Origin of the sequence: Fibrivirga algicola, assembly GCF_011742925.1 — a bacterium.
Classification (GTDB): Bacteria; Bacteroidota; Bacteroidia; order Cytophagales; family Spirosomataceae; genus Fibrella; species Fibrella algicola.
In genome coordinates, this window is sequence record NZ_WAEL01000001.1 from 900,406 (window position 1) to 918,283 (window position 17,878).

The window sequence follows — 17,878 nt, forward strand, 5'->3', positions numbered from 1 at the left end:
GAATTAAGTTCTTGTCAGTGTTGGGCATAGCTCGTTAGACGACAGGCGGGTAATGTAAATGAATTACGATTAACTAGCTAACCTGCTGTCAACTGGAGACTGTTAGCTAAACGAATAACTTAATCAGTTTCGTTTGGTTAGACGATCAAAGCGTAGGGGGAGCAGAGGTTATCGCTCACGCGGTTAGTGCGTTTGCTGACGAACCTTCGACGAACTCAGGATATTATTCTAAGCCCATCGAAGGTTCGTCAGCAAACGCACTGATTACGCTAATTCCTGAACTTCCGGAATTTGCTTTTTTGCTTTTTCACCGGTGCTTCCTCAATAAAATCAGCGCGGGTGTCGCTCAATAGCTTTTTAGCCAGGTCAGGGCGGCCCAGCTTAGCGAGCCGATTCTTGATCCAGCCTCTGAATTCGTTTTTATACCAGAAGAAATAGTTGTTCTGGTTCTGCTTTTCTTCCCTTGTTTTGGCCGTATGTACGGGTTGCAGCGTGTAGGGGTGTACACCTGTATAATAAATTACCTCGGCTACAGTCATCGGGGTAGGAGTGAAGTCCTGCACCTGCTCCAGCCGGAAGCCCAGATCTTTAGTTTCGGCCGCCAGGTTCGCCATATCCTGCTCTTCACAGCCGGGGTGCGAGCTGATGAAGTATGGAATCAGCGGTTGGTTCAGGTTGTGCTTGTCCTGAATCTGGTCGTATTTCTCCTTGAATTTTCGGAAGTATTTAAACGAAGGCTTCCGCATCACCTTCAGAGTGGCATCAGACGTATGTTCAGGAGCCACTTTCAGGCGGCCCGACACGTGGCGGGTCACCAACTGCTCCATGTATTCGTCATGGTTGCCGTCGGCGTTATTCTTATTGAAATCGTCGACAAGCAGGTCATAACGTACCCCCGAACCAACAAACGCTTTTTTGATCTCGGGGTGAGCGTCTACTTTCTGGTAGATGTTGGTTAGCGGTTTGTGCGACGTATCCAGGTTCGAGCAAATAACGGGGTTGATGCAGCTCGGCGCCTGGCACCGTGCGCAGATCGACTCATCTTTCCCCTTCATGCGGTACATATTGGCTGAGGGGCCACCCAGATCAGAAATGTAGCCTTTGAACTCGGGGTGCTTGGTAATCTCATCGACCTCCTTCATGATCGACTCTTCTGAGCGCGACGCAACGAATTTGCCCTGATGCGCCGAGATCGTGCAGAAGCTACAGCCACCAAAACAGCCCCGGTGCATGTTGACCGAAAACTTGATCATGTCGTAGGCCGGAATAGGCCCGCGGTTTTTGTACTTGGGGTGCGGCAACCGGGTGTAAGGCAGATCGAACGATTTGTCCATTTCTACCTCGTCCATCGTTTTGAACGGCGGGTTAATTACCAGTGTCCGGCTACCTACTTTCTGCAAAATCCGGTTTGCCTGCCATTTATTCGACTCTACTTCAACGATTTTGAAATTAGCGGCATACTTCAGCTTATCCTGCAAACAGACCTCGTGACTCGCCAGCGAAACTGTCGACCAGCTTTCGTGTTCGGGTACGTTGGTTGTGTTGTCCATGTAGGCGATCTGGTTCACGGCACGTACCTGATTAAGCGGTACACCGCTTTTTACCAGTCGCAAAATCTCGCGCAGGGGTTGCTCGCCCATGCCATACACCAGCAGATCGGCCCCTGAATCCTCAAGGATTGTCGGCATCAGCCGGTCCTGCCAGTAGTCGTAATGCGTTACCCGACGGAGCGACGCTTCAATGCCGCCGATGAGCACAGGTACGTCGGGGTAAATTTCTTTAAGAATTTTAGTGTATACCGTCGTAGCGTAATCGGGCCGGAAACCAGCCTCGCCACCGGGGGTATAGCTATCGTTAGAGCGAAGCCGCTTGTTGGCCGTATAGTGGTTCACCATCGAATCCATACAGCCGGCCGTGACCCCAAAGAAGTATTTGGGTTTTCCCAGTTTCTTAAAATCACGCAGGTCATCGCGCCAGTTGGGCTGCGGGATGATGGCGACCCTAAAGCCTTCACTCTCAATGATTCGCCCAATAACAGCGGTGCCAAACGAAGGGTGATCGACGTAGGCGTCGCCGGAAACCAGAATAACGTCGACTTCGTCCCAGCCTCGTTGCTCAACCTCTTTCTTCGTAATGGGTAACCAGTGGGTGATTGGTCGCTCGCGGATTGTGATCATGGTACAAAAATAACGGTTTGTGGCCCACCGCGCTATGCGGAGAAAGCAGGGAGGTGCACACAGATGAAGGAGTTAACGATGGAGGTGTAACAAAACTCTGTACAACTCCGTGCCACCTCGGTGTAACTCTGTGGCTTAATTCGTCGTAATTTTGTAGGACCATGTACAAGACCACGGAAATAACCTCCGCCGACATTGCGTCGGACAACCCCGTTCATCAACGGCTGCTGTTTCCTTACACTGAAGCGGCCAAAATCGTCAGCGGTAACGTACTCGAAATTGGCTGCGGCTGGGGGCGTGGCCTGCACCTGCTTACCGAGGCGGCTGACCACTATACGGGTATCGATAAAAACGCCGAATTGATTGAGGCCCTCGGGAAAGCATACCCAAAATCGACGTTCATTCAGGCTAATATACCGCCTCTATCTACACTGCCCGACAACACCTTCGATTACATCGTGACCTTTCAGGTGATCGAGCATATTGAGAACGACGATCTGTTTGTGAAGGAATGCTACCGGGTGCTGAAACCGGGCGGACAGTTGTTGCTGACTACGGTCAACAAAACATTCTCGCTCACCCGCAACCCCTGGCACGTGCGTGAATACGTGGCCGATGAGTTAAAGATCCTCATGCGCAAGTACTTCCCAACGGTAGAAACACGCGGTGTGCATGGCAACGAAAAGGTGATGACTTATTACGCCCAGAACAAGGCGTCGGTGGAAAAACTAACGCGTTGGGATCTGCTCGACCTGCAACACCGCTTGCCCCGCCGCCTGCTTCAGATTCCGTACGACCTGATGAATCGCCTGAATCGCAACCGCCTGTTGCAACAGGATGGGTTGGCCGCAGAAATCGACTTCACCGACTACATGGTTAGTCAAGACCCTGCTGGCAGCCTGGATTTCTTCTATACAGGGAAGAAGTAAATGATTGCCTGGAGATTACCAATACAAATGGCTCGGCCCACAGCATAAATTGCTTGCAGGCCGAGCCATTTGTATTGGTAATCTCCAATTGTTGAGATCTAGCCTTTGAAGCTTCCCGTCATGGCATTGTGCAAGGTCTTTGGCGACCAGTAACCGCTGGCGATGATGCGGCGTACGCTTTGAAGTGGGTACTGCTCGTCGCGCTTTTTCTCTGATAACTGGAAGGAGGCTAAATAGCCAATTTTTTGCAATTCGGCGGCGGCTTCGTGGTTCCAGAGACCAAACGGATACACGAAATACTTCACTGGTTTGCCCGTAATATCTTCGAGTTTTTTCTTGGGCTCTACCGCTTGCGTTACCCAATCGGAGGCTGTATACTTCTTCGTATTGTGGTGATCCCAGGTGTGGCAGCTAACCTCATGGCCCCGGTCTGCCAGGTCCTTAATCTGCGTTTTATCCATATAGGGCTGCTTGCCCCGGCGGCCAATGGCCACGGTCATTATGCCAAACATGGCTTTGAACTTGTACTTGTCGAGCACTGGCAGGGCATTCTCATACTGATCCAGATCGCCATCGTCGAAGGTAAGAAACACTGGCTTGTCGGGCAGGGCAGCTCCCGTGGTCAGGTAAGCGTAGAGCTGATCGGCGGTGATGGCGTGGTAGCCACTGTCGGCGAGCATCTTCATCTGCTGGGTAAATACACCGGTTGGGCAAATGTAATCTTTCGCGCTTTTCGAATCAGAACCACGCCAGTCGCGAATCTGGTGGTAACACAGAATGGGCACTTGTTTGCGAGCCAGAATAGTGGTGGCATCGGCGATCTTGCCCGTTGGTACAGCCGCAGGTACGTTGGTGGCCGTGCCGTCGGCCGTTACAGAGTCGGTAGTAGCTGAGGTAGCACTTGCAGCGGTTTCGGTGGGTGGTGTTGCAGTGCTGGTTGTCTCGTCGACGCTTTTACTTTTTACGCCGCAGCCCATCACTAAAGAGACAAGGAGAGCTGTTGTTAGAAAAGGTTTGTACATGAATTGGGATTGATACGTTTTTCCAAAATTAGCGAAATCTACTTCCGGCGCACATAGTCTATGAAGTTTAAATAGTTTGACGCTCTTCTGCATAATTACTCGTGTCCAGGCATCGGCTAACACCCCGTCGGGCCGAGCCGGTAGATAGCTTAGTTTGTGAAGAAGCAGGCTCGTTTCAGTAGTGTAGAGTACAGCAAACAGCCTTACTATGACTCCTCAGCTTTCGGTTATTATTCCCACATACCAGCGGCCTGAGCTATTGCGGCAGTGCCTCGAGGCTCTCGCGAAGCAGACTTTATCGACCGAATTAATTGAAATTGTAGTGGTAGACGATGGCGACCAGCCCCAAACAGCTCTTGCTGTCCGTAATGCTGCTCAGGAAACGGGCCTATCAATCCGATACATAGCACAGCCCGAGCGACGGGGCCTGGCAGCCGCCCGAAATCGGGGCTGGCGGGTAGCGTTAAGCGCGTTGATTGCTTTTACTGACGATGATTGTATTCCCGATTCAAACTGGCTGAAGGCTGCGCTGACTGGCTTTGAACAAGGGGCGTGTGTACTTACCGGGCAGTCAACAGGGTATATCGGCACCAGATCACTGCCGAAAGTTGCTGAGTTCACCACGGCTAATCTCTTTTGCCATCGCTCAGTGCTGGATGCGGTAGGTGGGTTTGATGAAGCGTTTGACAGTGCTTGGCGCGAAGACAGTGAATTGCAATTTAAGCTCCTGCGGATGGGCGTATCGATTACCCCCTGCCCCGATGCACGGGTCGTTCATTCCTTGTCCCCTGCCCCCTGGTACGCTCCGCTCCGCGACGAGCGCAAAAACCGGTACGATGCACTTCTCTACAGAAAACACCCCGACCTGTTTCGACAGCGTATACCGGCTTATTCGTCGCTCGTTCGGCGCTATTATCTCACCGTGAGTGCTGTTTTTCTCAGTGGCATAGCCCTTATGGCAGGGCAGTGGACAATGGTTTATGCGGGACTTGGCTCTTGGCTACTGCTAACGATGTTACTTGTGGTGGAGCGATCATCAGGACAGACATTCAGTTGGCGGTCGTTGGGACAAACGCTGGTTGTTGGTACAGCTACTCCTTTTTTGTCGGTGTACTGGCGCTTGTACGGTGCGGTCAAATACCGGGCATTATACTGGTAGAAAAGGGGTACAAGATACCTTACCCTGTTTGTGAGGGCCACCTAAATGGCTTCGCGGAATACAGCAACCTATCATATCTTTTAGGACTATGCAAGTAGTGATTGATAGTTACAAAAGCCCATTAATCAGGTTATTAGGCGTGCTGTCAGTGCGTAACGATGTGGGAAGGGTAAACTGGTTGCCATTTATTCTACTATTTCTGTAGAATAAATTACTCACAACTCTTTCCTTAAATAAGCTAACTATCACAGGATCAACAGGTGGTATAGTAGTTGCTCATAAGGCTATTGTAATCAACAACCTTACACAGTTAAACTCAACTCATGTTATGGCAACTATTGGCAAACAGATCGCAGATTTTTTCTCAGGTGGCTCATCAACTGACAACGACGAGGGGCTCCGTGGCTTATTCATCAATGAACTGAAAGGAATATACTATGCTGAGAAAGCATTGGTAGACAATATGCCAAACATGGCTGATGCAGCCACCACCGATCAGGTACGTCAGGCGTTTCAAATGCACTTAGAGGAAACGCGCAATCAGGTAACCCGTTTAGAGCGAATTTTCCAAAGCATTGACGAAACGCCCGACACAATGACCTGTAATGCAATCGATGGCTTGGCTGATGATTCGGATAACGTGATTAGCACGACAGAGTCAGGTTCACTGACCCGCGATGCTGCGCTTATCATTGCTGGCCAGAAGGTAGAGCACCACGAAATTGCCGCCTACGGGTCACTACATGCATTGGCTCAACTACTTGGCTACACAGAAGCAGCCCAATTGATTGAGCAGTCGCTGCAGGAGGAGAAAAACACCGATAAGAAGCTGACCCAATTGGCCGAAACCTTCGTAAACGAACGGGCGAAGTCAGAAGGAAACAACGACTCGAACTATTCAAGCCCAAATCGCCGGAATTATTATGACGACGATGACGACAATGACCTGTTGTCTACAAACTCAGGTAGCACAAGCGGCAGCCGGTCGGGCTATGCCAGTGGGGCCAATTATCAAAGTGGCTCAGCGGTAGGCGACTCGACCACATATGGCACAGAACCAGGCACTGGTACACTAGGGAGTAGCACGATGGGCGGCAGCGGTACTGTAGGTAACTCGGGTTACACACCAGGCCGTGAAGGTTCATCAGGTAACGCTACATCAGGCGGAGCGATGGGCATTTAAACTGGCTTTTCTGAGCCTTCCTCTATAAAAAAGTGGCCTCACCTCTAGTAGGTGGGGCCACTTTGCTTTGCGCCTTACTGGGGACTTTATTCTGCGCTATACACCTACGGTCTCACGATGCACCAAGGATTCCCGATCAGGACCAGTTGAGACAAAGGCGATTGGGATACCCAACTCAGCTTCAAGGTAGCTGACATAAGCAGCTAGCTCAGCAGGCATATTATCGAAGGTACGAATACCATCAAGGGAAGTCTGCCAGCCTGCGAATTCCTTGTAAACCGGCACAACGTCAGTATCGCAAAGGTCGTAGGGAAGTTGCTCGGTAATGCTGCCATCGGGTAGCTGGTAATGCGTGCACACCTGAATGGTCTCAAAAATAGTCAGGACGTCAGCTTTCATCATCACCAGTTGCGTAACGCCATTGAGCATCACGGCATACTTCAAGGAAGGAAGATCGAGCCAGCCACACCGGCGGGGTCGGCCCGTAGTCGAGCCAAATTCACGGCCTTCCTGCCGCATCCGCTCGCCAGTTTCTTCCAGCAGTTCGGTTGGAAATGGACCGCTACCTACCCGTGTGCAGTAGGCTTTGAAGATTCCGTATACTTCGCCTATTTGCTGGGGAGCAATGCCAAGTCCCGTGCAGGCACCGGCAGCCATGGTGGTCGAACTAGTGACGAATGGGTATGAGCCGAAGTCCAGGTCGAGGAGTGACCCCTGTGCACCTTCGGCCAGTACCCGCTGTCCAGCCTGAAGGGCGTTGTTAACGTCGTACTCGCTATCCGTCAGCTTAAACGTTTTCAAAAACTCGACCGCCGCGAAAAATTTCTCTTCTGATTCACCCAGTACGGTATAATCAAAATTGAGCCGATCCAGCGTCAGCTTATGGGCATTCACGAGTGTGTCGTATTTCTGCCGGAAATTGGGCGAGAGCACATCCCCAACCCGCAGGCCTTGCCGGCCTACTTTGTCCTGATAAGTTGGTCCGATGCCACGCAGGGTTGAGCCGATTTTAGCGGCACCTTTTGCCTGCTCATAGGCCGCATCGAGCAGGCTATGGGTAGGCACGATGAGCGCTGCTTTCTTCGAAATGAGCAAATTAGCGTGCAGGTCCAGGTTAAACTTAGCCAATCCATCTATTTCGCGGCGGAAAACAATCGGATCGAGCACTACCCCGTTGCCGATAATATTGAGGGCATCGGGCCGGAAAATGCCGGATGGAATCTGGTGGAGGACGTGTTTAAATCCGTCGAATTCAAGCGTATGCCCCGCATTGGGACCACCCTGAAAACGCGCAACAACCTGATATTGTGGCGCGAGTACGTCCACAATCTTACCTTTTCCCTCGTCGCCCCACTGGAGGCCTAATAATACATCTACCATTTCAATTAAGAATAATTCGGAACGTTTCGCTAGGCGTTCATCGTCAGTTAAGCGAAAATGAAATTCGTTCTATACCTCGGCCGGGCTGGCTGGTTCGCCCTGCCGGTCTTTCTCTGCTTCACCTTCCCGGCGATTTTCGCAGGGGTCACGCTGACATGATCCGTAGAAAATCAGCGAATGGTGCATGACATTAAACTTTAGCATATCGCCCACCATGTTTTGAATATTCTGAACGCGAGGGTCGCAGAATTCCATCACTTTATGGCAGTCAGTGCAAATCAGGTGATCGTGTTGCCGGTAGCCATACGATTTCTCGTATTGCGCCAGGTTACGGCCAAACTGATGCTTCGTGACAAGGTCGCAGTCTACCAGCACATCGAGCGTGTTGTACACAGTAGCCCGGCTGACGCGGTAGTTCTTGTTCTTCATCGAGATATACAGCTCATCCACGTCGAAATGGTCAGCGCGGTTGTAAATCTCTTCCAGTATGGCAAACCGTTCGGGGGTTTTCCGGAGTCCTTTATTTTCCAGGTACGCCCTCAGAATGGTCTTCGCCGAGTCGATATTCGCTTGATTGGGAGCAGGCATGGGGCAAAAGTACTAAATGGTTTGTGGTTTGTAGTTAGTCGTTTAAGGTTGCGCCGCTAATGAACCGGTTAGTAGGGGTGCAACATGACGACAAACGACTCACTACAAACCATAAACGTTTTTTAGTCAAATCGTACTACATCGAACACGCCGTCGACGCGCTCAAGTTTGCGCATCAGCGTATCCAGGTGGCTGGTGTCGTGCACATAGAGCCGGATATTACCTTCGAAAATACCATCCTGTGAATCGATGGTGACCGAGCGCATGTTGATATTCAATTCGTTGCTGATAACCCGGGTAACATCGTTGACCAGGCCCATCCGGTCGGTGCCGGTGATCCGTAATCCCGCCAAAAACGCCAGTTCTTTCTGCGATGTCCATTTGGCTTTGATAATTCGGTTGCCGTGGTTCGACATCAACTCAACGGCGTTAGGGCAACTTACCCGGTGAATCTTGATGCCATCCATCACGGTCACGAAGCCAAATACATCGTCGCCGGCAATTGGATTACAGCACTTCGAGAGTGTGTAATCAATTTTGTCCATGTCTTCGCCGATCAGCAGAGTGTCACTGTCGGTGCGCTCGCCATGAATCTTCTTAAGCTCTTTGGTTACCGCTTTGCCATCCTGCGCGCCATCGGTGTTTACCTTGTTGGCGCGGTTCTCTTTGGCTTCTTTATCGGCCTTGAATTTGGTTAACTCTTTGACTTCAATGTGCCCCTTGCCAACCCGGTAATAGAAATCGCTGGTCGTTTTTGAGCCAAAATAAGCCCGAATCTGATTCACCAGTTCGTTGGTCATCTCCATGCGCATAATTTTCAGGCGCTTGGTGACCAGCTCTTTGCCATCCGTGACGTACCGCTTGTTTTCCTCCTTAATCAGGTCTTTTATCTTGGTCTTGGCCTTCGACGTCACCACAAACCGAAGCCAGTCTTCATTGGGCTTCTGCTTGTTCGACGTGATCACCTCGACCTGATCGCCGTTTTGCAGCACATGACTCAGCGGCACCAGTACGTTGTTGACCTTAGCGGCCATGCACTTAGCCCCAATCTGCGTGTGGATATCAAACGCAAAGTCGAGCGCGGTGGCTCCCCGTTGCAGGACTTTCAGTTCGCCTTTGGGGGTAAACACGAATACCTCTTCGCTGTAGAGGTTGCTCCTGAAATCGTCGAGGAACTCAATGGCTCCGGTTCGGTCCCCTTTTTCGGAGGTTTCCAGCATTTCACGTACCTGACCAATCCACGAGTCGATACCGGCACCGGTGCGGGTGTCGTTGCCTTTGTATTTCCAGTGAGCGGCGTACCCTTTCTCGGCAATCTCGTTCATCCGCTCAGTCCGGATCTGTACCTCTACCCATTGGCCGAGCTTACTCATTACCGTAGTATGCAATGATTCGTAACCATTGGCGCGGGGCGTACTGATCCAGTCTTTCAGCCGGTCGGGATTGGGTTTGTAATGATCCGTTACAATTGAATATGCCCGCCAGCAAGCAGCTTTCTCCTGATCAAGGGGGACATCCAGAATGATCCTGACGGCGAACAAATCATAAATTTCCTCGAACGGCTTTTTCGATTTGTTCAGCTTGTTCCAGATCGAATAGATCGATTTCGGCCGCCCCTTGATCACATACGGATAGCCCGATGCGATTAGGTCGTCTTCGATGGGCTTAATAAACATGTTGATGAACCGGTCCCGCGAGGTCTTCGTCTCGCGCAGTTTCTTGGCGGTGTCTTTATACGCCTCCGGTTCAACGTACTTCAAATACAGGTCTTCCAACTCCGACTTAATGGCGTTCAGACCCAGTCGGTGGGCGAGAGGAGCGTAGATATAGATCGTTTCCGACGCAATTTTTAGCTGCTTGTCGCGGGGCATTGAATCCAGCGTCCGCATGTTGTGCAGGCGATCGGCCAGCTTGATCAGAATCACCCGTACATCGTCTGACAGCGTCAGCAGCATTTTCCGAAAATTCTCGGCCTGCTGCGAGGTACCGTACTCGAAAATACCCGAGATCTTGGTCAGTCCGTCAATGATCCGGGCTACTTTCTTGCCAAAGCTTCGCTCAATATCGGCAATGGTAGTATCGGTATCTTCAACTACGTCGTGCAGTAGAGCCGCCACAATCGATGTAGTACCCAATCCGATTTCCTCAACGGCAATCTGGGCTACGGCGATGGGGTGGTATATATAGGGTTCGCCCGACCGACGCCGCATGTCTTTATGCGCCTCGGCCGACGTATTAAACGCTTTCTTAATCAGCTTGGCATCGTTTTCTTTCAAATACGGTTTGGCTGATCGAAGCAGTCGGCGATATCGCTTCAAAATTTCCTGCCGTTCCAGGTTTAGATCGATGACAGGATCTGGTGCTACAGTCATATCGTTGGTGTCGTTACGCCGTGAGTGGTTTTGTCGGTTGTACTCAACCTCAATGTACACGTTAAAAACAAAATATCCGGCAGCTTAGGTCATAAAAACATAATGTGGAGCTGATTTTCGCCAGGTACGTTCGCTGCATCGCCGTGGGGGGGGACACGATTCGTTGGCCCGTTGAAGCCCAAGTAGAGTAGGTTGGTCTGGTTGTATTATTATGACAGTCAGCGCCCTGCTTTTATGAAATCACTCAATTTCTCCTTCGCACTCAACCGGACCTGGTCTGTAGCCGTATTTTTTGTTGTCAGTAGTCTCGCTTCTACGTCGGCAATTGCTCAAACGGGATTTACCAAAAAAGAAGCGGCTACAGCCTATAGCGCGTTTAACGCCCATTTCTACAGCCCTGAGGCCAAACTGTACCATAGCACTACAAAGCGCGACCACGTAGCGGCTATTTGGGTGCAGGCCATTTATTGGGACATGGCAATGGACGTATACAAGCGAACAAAAAAGCCGGCGCAACTCCAGTTCATCACCGACCTATACGTCGGTAATGGACATCAGTATGCCCAATATGACTGGACAAATCACAAGGTTTGGTTCATCTACGACGATATGATGTGGTGGGTCATGGCGTTTGCCCGCGCTCACGAACTGACCGGTAATCCAACGTACCTACAGAAATCGATCGACGGCTTTAAGCACGTTTGGGAAGGCTCCTACGATCCGGTCAACGGGGGAATGTTCTGGGATTTTAAGCATAGCGGCAAGAATGCCTGTATCAACTACCCAACCGTGATTGCAGCCATGCGCCTGTACAAAAGCACGGGCGACACCACCTATTTCTCGAAGGCGAAACAGGTATACGCCTGGGCGAAGAACAACCTTTTCAATGCAGAAAATGGCCGGGTTGCCGACCATAAAATAGGAAACAACCGACCCGGCTACGAAGACTATACCTATAATCAGGGGACGTGCATTGGGGCGGCATCGCTGCTCTACAAAGCCACCAATGATCCAACGTACCTGCGTGATGCCAATCTTGCCGCGACCTACACAATGGAAACCATGAGCAAAAACGGTGTACTGCCAGCCGAGGGTGATTTTAATGAACAGGGCATCCTGAAAGCGATTTTTGCCCAGTATATGGTGCCGTTGGTTTATGAGTTTAAGCAAACCCAATACCTTCCCTGGTTGAAAAAGAACGTGTCACTCGGGTGGCAAAATCGGGATAAACGGCGAGACTTGACTTACCGGAATTACGCTGTAGACTGCCCAACCGGGGATATTCAGTCTTACGAAGCGAGTAGTATCGTGCTGTTTATGCAACTGCTCGAACCAACAAAATGAGTCCCATTGAAAAGAACACTAATAAAAATGTGCTGATAAATTTGACCCGCTCAAAGTTCTTCGTACTTTTGCAGTCCCAAATCGATTATAGTAACAGGGTCGATTGGTCTACCTGCGGGCGTGGCGAAATTGGTAGACGTGCCAGACTTAGGATCTGGTGCCGCAAGGCATGGGGGTTCGAGTCCCTCCGCCCGTACAAGTAAAGAAAGAGTGAAAGAGACAAAGAGTGAAAGAGCGAGCCAGTTATGATCTCTCTTTGCCTTTTTACCTCTTTCGCTCTTTATCATTTTAAACCGAATCGAACTCGTGGATATAGCCCTTGAAAAAGCCAGTGACACCAATGCGTCGCTGATAATTACCCTCAAACCCGAAGATTATAAAGCTGAAGTTGATAAGAAGCTGAAGCAGTATGGCAAGCAGGTATCACTGAAAGGCTTCCGCCCTGGTCACGTACCTGCAGCGGTGGTGCAGAAAATGTACGGCAAAGGCATTCTGGTTGAAGAGGTAAATGGCCTGTTGAGCAAAAGCGTAACCAACTACATCCGCGAAAACAAACTTCAGGTTGTTGGCGACCCAATGCCGAACCGCGAAGAAGCCGATGCTATCGACTGGGATTCGCAGAACGAGTTCAAGTTTAGCTACGAACTGGGTCTGGCTTCCGATTTTGACGTAGACATGAGCGCGCTTGGTTCGGTTAACCGGTACGAGATCGAAGCGGGTGAGAAAGAGGTTAACGAGACCATCGAAAACCTGCGCACGCAGTTCAACTCGCATCAGCACGCTGAAGAGGCGGCTGAGGGTGATACGATCTTTGGCGAACTGAAGCAGCTCAACGCCCCTGAAGGTGCTGAGGCATTTGTAACGAAAACGGCGCTTCCCCTGGCTAAAGTAGCTCCCGATGCGCTAGGTACGTTCCTTGGCAAAAAGAAAGGCGAAACCGTCACGTTTGTGATGGAAGCGGCTTTCCCCGATGAAAAGGAGCGCGCATTGGCAACTGGTGCCAAGAAAGAAGACGCAGGAAACCTGACCGGCGAATTCTCATTCACAATTGAGGATGTAACCCGCCACGCCCCGGCCGAACTGAACCAGGAGTTCTTTGACAAGGTGTTGGGTGTTGGTGCTGTGTCAGACGAAGAGACGTTCCGCGCCAAGGTAAAAGAAATCATTGGCCAGAATTATGGCCGTGAGTCAGAAAACCTGCTGCGTAATGATATTGAGCAGGCACTGCTTGACAATATCCTGATCAGCCTGCCCGATGAGTTCCTGAAAAAGTGGTTGCTGGAGATGAACGAAGGCAAATTCACAGCTGAGCAAATCGAAGAGCAGTATCCTGACTTCACGAAGTCGGCCAAATTGCAGTTGATCAAAAACCGGGTTGCTGAGAAGAATGATATCAACGTATCATTCGAAGAAGTGATGGGTGCTACGCGTCAGATGGTGCGTGACCAGTTCGGTTTTGCAGGTAGTGATGGCGGCGAAATGGACGAGACCATCGAGAAAATCGCTAAAAATTATCTGATGGACGAAAAAAACAACGGTCAGAACTATACCCAGACGTTCAACCGGGTATTTGATGACAAAGTAATTGAGTTCATTAAATCGCAACTGACAGTTGTTGATCAGACGGTATCACTTGACGAGTTCCGTGAGCGCGCTCAGCGCCAGCAAGCGTAGTCTGGTGTGACTTATAGTAAAAAGGCGCTGCGATCATTCGCAGCGCCTTTTTTTAGGTATTTAGTTAGCGAGTTAGGGCCATTCCCTAAAATCCGATCTTGGCGCGTTCCTGCTTTTGACCGATGGCCCAGGCTAGTTCAAGGGCTATTCGTTCGTCGTAGCGGCGCTTATGAAAGTCTACTTCGAGCCGGAGCTTTTCTACTTCAAGCTGCTGTTTTTCAACGGTGTTGCGCAGTCTTTCCAACTCATTGGGCGCAATAATCGTTGGTTCAATCGCAGCGGGTTCATCGGTAATCAGGTCAACAACCGAGGTGTGCAGGACATCAGCGATCTGAGTCAATCGACTCAGCGTCAGTTCGGTCTTACCCCGTTCGATATCGCCGTAGGCCGTTGTTGACAGACCCAGCAGGTCGGCCATATTTTCCTGCGAAAGGCCCCGCTGTAAACGGATCAACCGAATGCGTTCAGATGTGGGCTGAGAGGCGTTCAAAAGCTTCATAACAAGGAATAGCGAGGAAATCTCAAGAAAAAACGACAGGGATTCTTGTCTCTACAACGCAACTTTGTGTCGGATAAGTTTTGAAACTTACCGTCTGACTCGTTCGTTAAAATTAAAATTGGTTTGTGGTTTATGGTCTGTAGGTTGTCGTTGCGCTGCTAAATTGACGATTCTGTGAAGTAGCGGAGCAACAGCAACCCACGCACCACAAACCACGAACTTTCTAAATCACACACATGCATTACGGAGACGAATTTCGCAAGTTTGCCGTCCACCATATGGGCCTCAATGGCCTGACGGTCGACGGGTATGTTAGACACACCGTTAACAACCACCACGTTGAGAACATGACGCGGTCGGTTATTGAAGAGCGGCCAATGAATTTCCGGGAGGTAGACGTGTTTTCGCGCCTGATGGCCGACCGGATTATTTTTATGGGAATGGGGGTTGATGATAATATCGCCAACATCATTGTGGCCCAGTTGCTTTTCCTAGAGTCTGCCGACCCAAAGAAGGACATTCTGATGTACATCAACAGCCCAGGTGGCTCGGTGTATGCCGGTTTGGGTATTTATGATACGATGCAGTACGTTCGGCCTGACGTAGCTACAGTCTGCACCAGCCTTGCTGCCTCAATGGGTGCGGTATTGCTGGCTGGTGGAGCTGCTGGTAAGCGGTCTGCGCTTCCACACGCCCGCGTTATGATTCACCAGCCGTCGGGTGGTGCACAAGGGCAGTCGGTTGATATCGAGATCACCGCTCGTGAGATCGTGAAACTACGTGAAGAACTGTACCAGATTCTGGCCGAGCACTCAGGCAAAACGTTTGAAGAAATCGAACGTGACTCTGACCGTGACAAGTGGTTGCGTGCTGAAGAAGCTAAAGAATATGGCCTGATCGACGAAGTGCTCCGTCGCGAGCGGACAATCGGCGAGAAATAGGGTTAAAGTCTGAAGTCTCGAGGTTCAGGTTTTAAGTGTCAAGGGCTTCGCTAGCTACCAAATCGGTATGTTGGCGAAGCCCTTGGCACTTAAAACATGAACCTTAAAGCTTTTGAACTTACTCCTGCCACTTCCGGATGATCTGAGCCAGGGGTTTGAATTCGATCAGGAAACCGTCGTGACCGTAAAGAGAGTTGATCTCTTCGTAAACTGCGTTTGGTATGTGGCGGGCCAGAAACTGCTGCTCTGAAGGCGGAAACAACACGTCGGAGTGGATGCCCACCACCAGCGTTTTGGCTTCAATGAGCCCCAGTGCGTTGGGTATACTGCCCCGGTTCCGGCCAACGTTGTGCGAATCCATGGCCTTGGTAAAGAGCCAGTAAGTGAACGCATTAAATCGATTCACCAGCTTTTCGCCCTGGTACTGCTGATACCCGGCGGCCTTGTACTGATCCGTTTGTTCGTTGTTGTCGAGTGCCTGCGTAAAAGCATAGGTTTCGTAGTTTCGGTAGGAGAGAAGTGCAATGGAGCGGGCCGCTTTCAGGCCGCGCTGCCCGGCCTCAGGTACGTTGTCGGCCCAGGTTGGGTCGGCTTCGAGGGCCATCCGCTGCGATTCGTTAAAAGCAATACCCCAGGGCGAGAAAACCGCATTGGTCGCGATCAGAATCAGGTTTTTGATCAGTTTGGGCTGCATGATAGCCCATTCGACGGCTTGCTGCCCACCCACAGACCCACCCACACAGGTGTGAATCTGCTCAATTCCCAGTTCCTGTCGGAGCAAGTCCAGCGCGCCCACCATATCACGAATTGTGACGATGGGAAAACTATGGCAATAGGGTTCACCTGTTGCCGGATTAATCGAGAGTGGGCCGGTAGAGCCATAACAACCACCCAGCACATTGGCGCAGATGATAAAATACTGAGCAGGATCGTAGTATTTACCAGGCCCCACAATACCGCTCCACCACTCGCCCGGATCGGCGTTGCCGGTAAGGGCATGGCAGATCCAGATGACGTTGCTGCCGTCTTCATTGATTGTACCGCGCGTGGTGTAAGCCAGTTTGAAACCCGGCAATTCTTCCCCCAATTCAAGGGAGTAGGAAAACTTATAGTCGAAGTAATGCAAGGGGAAAAAGAAAAGGTTTGCTGTTTGTAGTTTGCCGTTGCGCCGCTACCCCAAACCCCTAAAGGAGCTTATTACGCAGGCAGCGCAACGGCAAACCACAAACAGCAAACTAATTAAGAACGGCCTGTTCAATCTTGGCGAATGCCTGTTCGAAGTCAGCTTTGATGTCGTCAATATGTTCAATACCCAGCGATACCCGCAGTACACCCGGTGCAACGCCGGCAGCAGTCTGGTCGTCGGTCGAAAGTTGCGAGTGGGTAGTGCTGGCCGGGTGAATGATCAGCGTTTTGGCGTCGCCTACGTTAGCCAGGTGGCTCACCAGTTGAAGGGAGTTCACAACCGTATCACCCGCTTCGCGGCCTGCTTTCAGTTTAAACGCCAACACCCCGCCCGCACCGCGTGTCAGGTATTTCTTGGCCAGTGTGTTGTACTTGCTGCTGGCCAGACCGGGGTAGTTCACGTACTCGACCAGCGGGTGCTGCTCCAGCCATTGAGCTAGCGCCAGCGCATTTTCGCAGGTACGTTCAACCCGGAGCGATAGCGTTTCGAGGCCCTGCAGCAGCATCCAGCTATTGAATGGGCTTTGCGATGGTCCCCAATCACGAAGGCCTTCCACGCGGGCACGGATGATGAACTGAATGTTGCCGAATGGGCCGCCGATGCCAAATACGTCGTTCATTACCAAACCGTGGTAACTTGGCGAAGGCTCAGTAAACTGTGGGTACTTGCCGTTCCCCCAATTGAACGTACCTGCGTCGACGATGACGCCGCCCATGGTGGTGCCGTGACCGCCAATCCATTTCGTAGCTGATTCAACCAGCACGTGGGCGCCATGCTTCAAGGGCGCACAGATTGCGCCGCCCGCACCAAACGTGTTATCGACGATCAGGGGTAAGTCGTACTTGTTGGCCAGCGCTACGAACGCCTCGAAATCGGGAATGCTGAAGCTGGGATTTCCGATGGTTTCAAGGTAGATCGCTTTCGTTCTGTCGTCGATCAGTGGTTCAAAACTAGCCGGGTTGTCGCCGTCGGCGAAGCGGGCCTCTACGCCAATGTTGCGGAACGAATTCTTAAACTGGTTGTAGGAGCCACCGTAGAGGAATGATGTAGTGACAAAGTTATCGCCAACGGTAGTAATGTTGTTGATCGCCAGGAACTGCGCCGAGTGACCCGACGCCGTAGCCAGTGCGGCTACACCACCTTCCAGTGCCGCCACGCGCTTCTCGAACACGTCGGTGGTTGGGTTCATCAGGCGGGTGTAGATGTTGCCAAATTCCTGAAGTGCAAACAGCCGCGCGCCTTGTGCCGAGTCGGTAAACTGGTAGGCTGTAGTTTGGTACAGGGGTACTGCCCGCGAGTGGGTCACTGCGTCGATCTCCTGCCCGGCATGGAGTTGGAGGGTCTCGAATTGGGGTTGATTAGCCATAGATAATGAGTAGTGGCAGCCTGGTAAGGGCTGAGTGCTAAGGTGCCAGAGGCTTTGA

Annotated in this window: 14 protein-coding genes and 1 tRNA gene; 7 read left to right on the forward strand and 8 right to left on the reverse strand. The window is 51.2% G+C overall.

Annotated elements, in window-relative coordinates; genetic code table 11:
• Positions 1 to 269: 269 nt before the first annotated feature.
• Entirely contained in the window at positions 270 to 2,177 is a 1,908-nt protein-coding gene (locus tag F7231_RS03645) for a YgiQ family radical SAM protein (RefSeq protein ID WP_208295518.1), read from the reverse strand.
• A gap of 161 nt (positions 2,178 to 2,338) precedes the next feature.
• On the opposite strand from F7231_RS03645, the gene F7231_RS03650 reads away from it, so the two are divergent.
• Positions 2,339 to 3,106, forward strand: a complete 768-nt coding sequence (locus tag F7231_RS03650; protein WP_085414642.1) for a class I SAM-dependent methyltransferase — start codon at positions 2,339 to 2,341, stop codon at positions 3,104 to 3,106.
• A 98-nt stretch (positions 3,107 to 3,204) separates the two neighbouring features.
• Here the strand turns inward: F7231_RS03650 and F7231_RS03655 are convergent, their stop codons facing one another.
• Positions 3,205 to 4,128, reverse strand: coding sequence for a polysaccharide deacetylase family protein (locus tag F7231_RS03655; RefSeq protein WP_085414641.1), 924 nt, complete (start codon positions 4,126 to 4,128; stop codon positions 3,205 to 3,207).
• Between the two features lie 208 nt (positions 4,129 to 4,336).
• On the opposite strand from F7231_RS03655, the gene F7231_RS03660 reads away from it, so the two are divergent.
• Both F7231_RS03660 and F7231_RS03665 read left to right on the forward strand, forming a co-directional pair.
• A complete protein-coding gene (locus tag F7231_RS03660) occupies positions 4,337 to 5,287 on the forward strand; it encodes a glycosyltransferase family 2 protein (RefSeq protein ID WP_166690919.1) in 951 nt (316 codons plus the stop codon).
• A 328-nt stretch (positions 5,288 to 5,615) separates the two neighbouring features.
• The gene (locus F7231_RS03665) at positions 5,616 to 6,470 is read left to right on the forward strand and encodes a YciE/YciF ferroxidase family protein (RefSeq protein ID WP_166690920.1); all 855 of its coding nucleotides are present in this window, start codon (positions 5,616 to 5,618) and stop codon (positions 6,468 to 6,470) included.
• 96 nt (positions 6,471 to 6,566) lie between these two features.
• On the opposite strand, the gene F7231_RS03670 is transcribed toward F7231_RS03665, so the two are convergent.
• From F7231_RS03670 to F7231_RS03680, 3 genes are all read right to left on the reverse strand, one after another.
• Positions 6,567 to 7,850: an adenylosuccinate synthase gene (locus tag F7231_RS03670; RefSeq protein WP_166690921.1), complete on the reverse strand. Its 1,284-nt coding sequence runs from the start codon at positions 7,848 to 7,850 to the stop codon at positions 6,567 to 6,569.
• 69 nt (positions 7,851 to 7,919) lie between these two features.
• Positions 7,920 to 8,438 (reverse strand): Fur family transcriptional regulator, encoded by a 519-nt coding sequence (locus tag F7231_RS03675; RefSeq protein ID WP_085414637.1) that lies wholly within the window; start codon positions 8,436 to 8,438, stop codon positions 7,920 to 7,922.
• 122 nt (positions 8,439 to 8,560) lie between these two features.
• Positions 8,561 to 10,810, reverse strand: coding sequence for a RelA/SpoT family protein (locus F7231_RS03680; RefSeq protein WP_085415269.1), 2,250 nt, complete (start codon positions 10,808 to 10,810; stop codon positions 8,561 to 8,563).
• A 234-nt stretch (positions 10,811 to 11,044) separates the two neighbouring features.
• Here F7231_RS03680 and F7231_RS03685 point away from each other — a divergent pair, with 234 nt between their 5' ends.
• From F7231_RS03685 to tig, 3 genes are all read left to right on the forward strand, one after another.
• Positions 11,045 to 12,154 carry a glycoside hydrolase family 76 protein gene (locus F7231_RS03685; protein ID WP_166690922.1) on the forward strand — a complete coding sequence of 370 codons (1,110 nt, stop codon included), beginning with the start codon at positions 11,045 to 11,047 and terminating at the stop codon, positions 12,152 to 12,154.
• A 114-nt stretch (positions 12,155 to 12,268) separates the two neighbouring features.
• Positions 12,269 to 12,350: transfer RNA gene (locus F7231_RS03690), tRNA-Leu, on the forward strand.
• 110 nt (positions 12,351 to 12,460) lie between these two features.
• The gene (gene tig / locus F7231_RS03695; protein ID WP_166690923.1) at positions 12,461 to 13,828 is read left to right on the forward strand and encodes a trigger factor; all 1,368 of its coding nucleotides are present in this window, start codon (positions 12,461 to 12,463) and stop codon (positions 13,826 to 13,828) included.
• 85 nt (positions 13,829 to 13,913) lie between these two features.
• On the opposite strand, the gene F7231_RS03700 is transcribed toward tig, so the two are convergent.
• Entirely contained in the window at positions 13,914 to 14,327 is a 414-nt protein-coding gene (locus tag F7231_RS03700; protein WP_085414634.1) for a helix-turn-helix domain-containing protein, read from the reverse strand.
• Between the two features lie 236 nt (positions 14,328 to 14,563).
• Here F7231_RS03700 and F7231_RS03705 point away from each other — a divergent pair, with 236 nt between their 5' ends.
• Positions 14,564 to 15,268 (forward strand): ClpP family protease, encoded by a 705-nt coding sequence (locus tag F7231_RS03705; RefSeq protein ID WP_085414633.1) that lies wholly within the window; start codon positions 14,564 to 14,566, stop codon positions 15,266 to 15,268.
• A 118-nt stretch (positions 15,269 to 15,386) separates the two neighbouring features.
• Here the strand turns inward: F7231_RS03705 and F7231_RS03710 are convergent, their stop codons facing one another.
• The gene (locus F7231_RS03710) at positions 15,387 to 16,394 is read right to left on the reverse strand and encodes a homoserine O-acetyltransferase family protein (protein ID WP_085414632.1); all 1,008 of its coding nucleotides are present in this window, start codon (positions 16,392 to 16,394) and stop codon (positions 15,387 to 15,389) included.
• 109 nt (positions 16,395 to 16,503) lie between these two features.
• The gene (locus F7231_RS03715) at positions 16,504 to 17,820 is read right to left on the reverse strand and encodes an O-acetylhomoserine aminocarboxypropyltransferase/cysteine synthase family protein (RefSeq protein ID WP_085414631.1); all 1,317 of its coding nucleotides are present in this window, start codon (positions 17,818 to 17,820) and stop codon (positions 16,504 to 16,506) included.
• Positions 17,821 to 17,878: the final 58 nt, after the last annotated feature.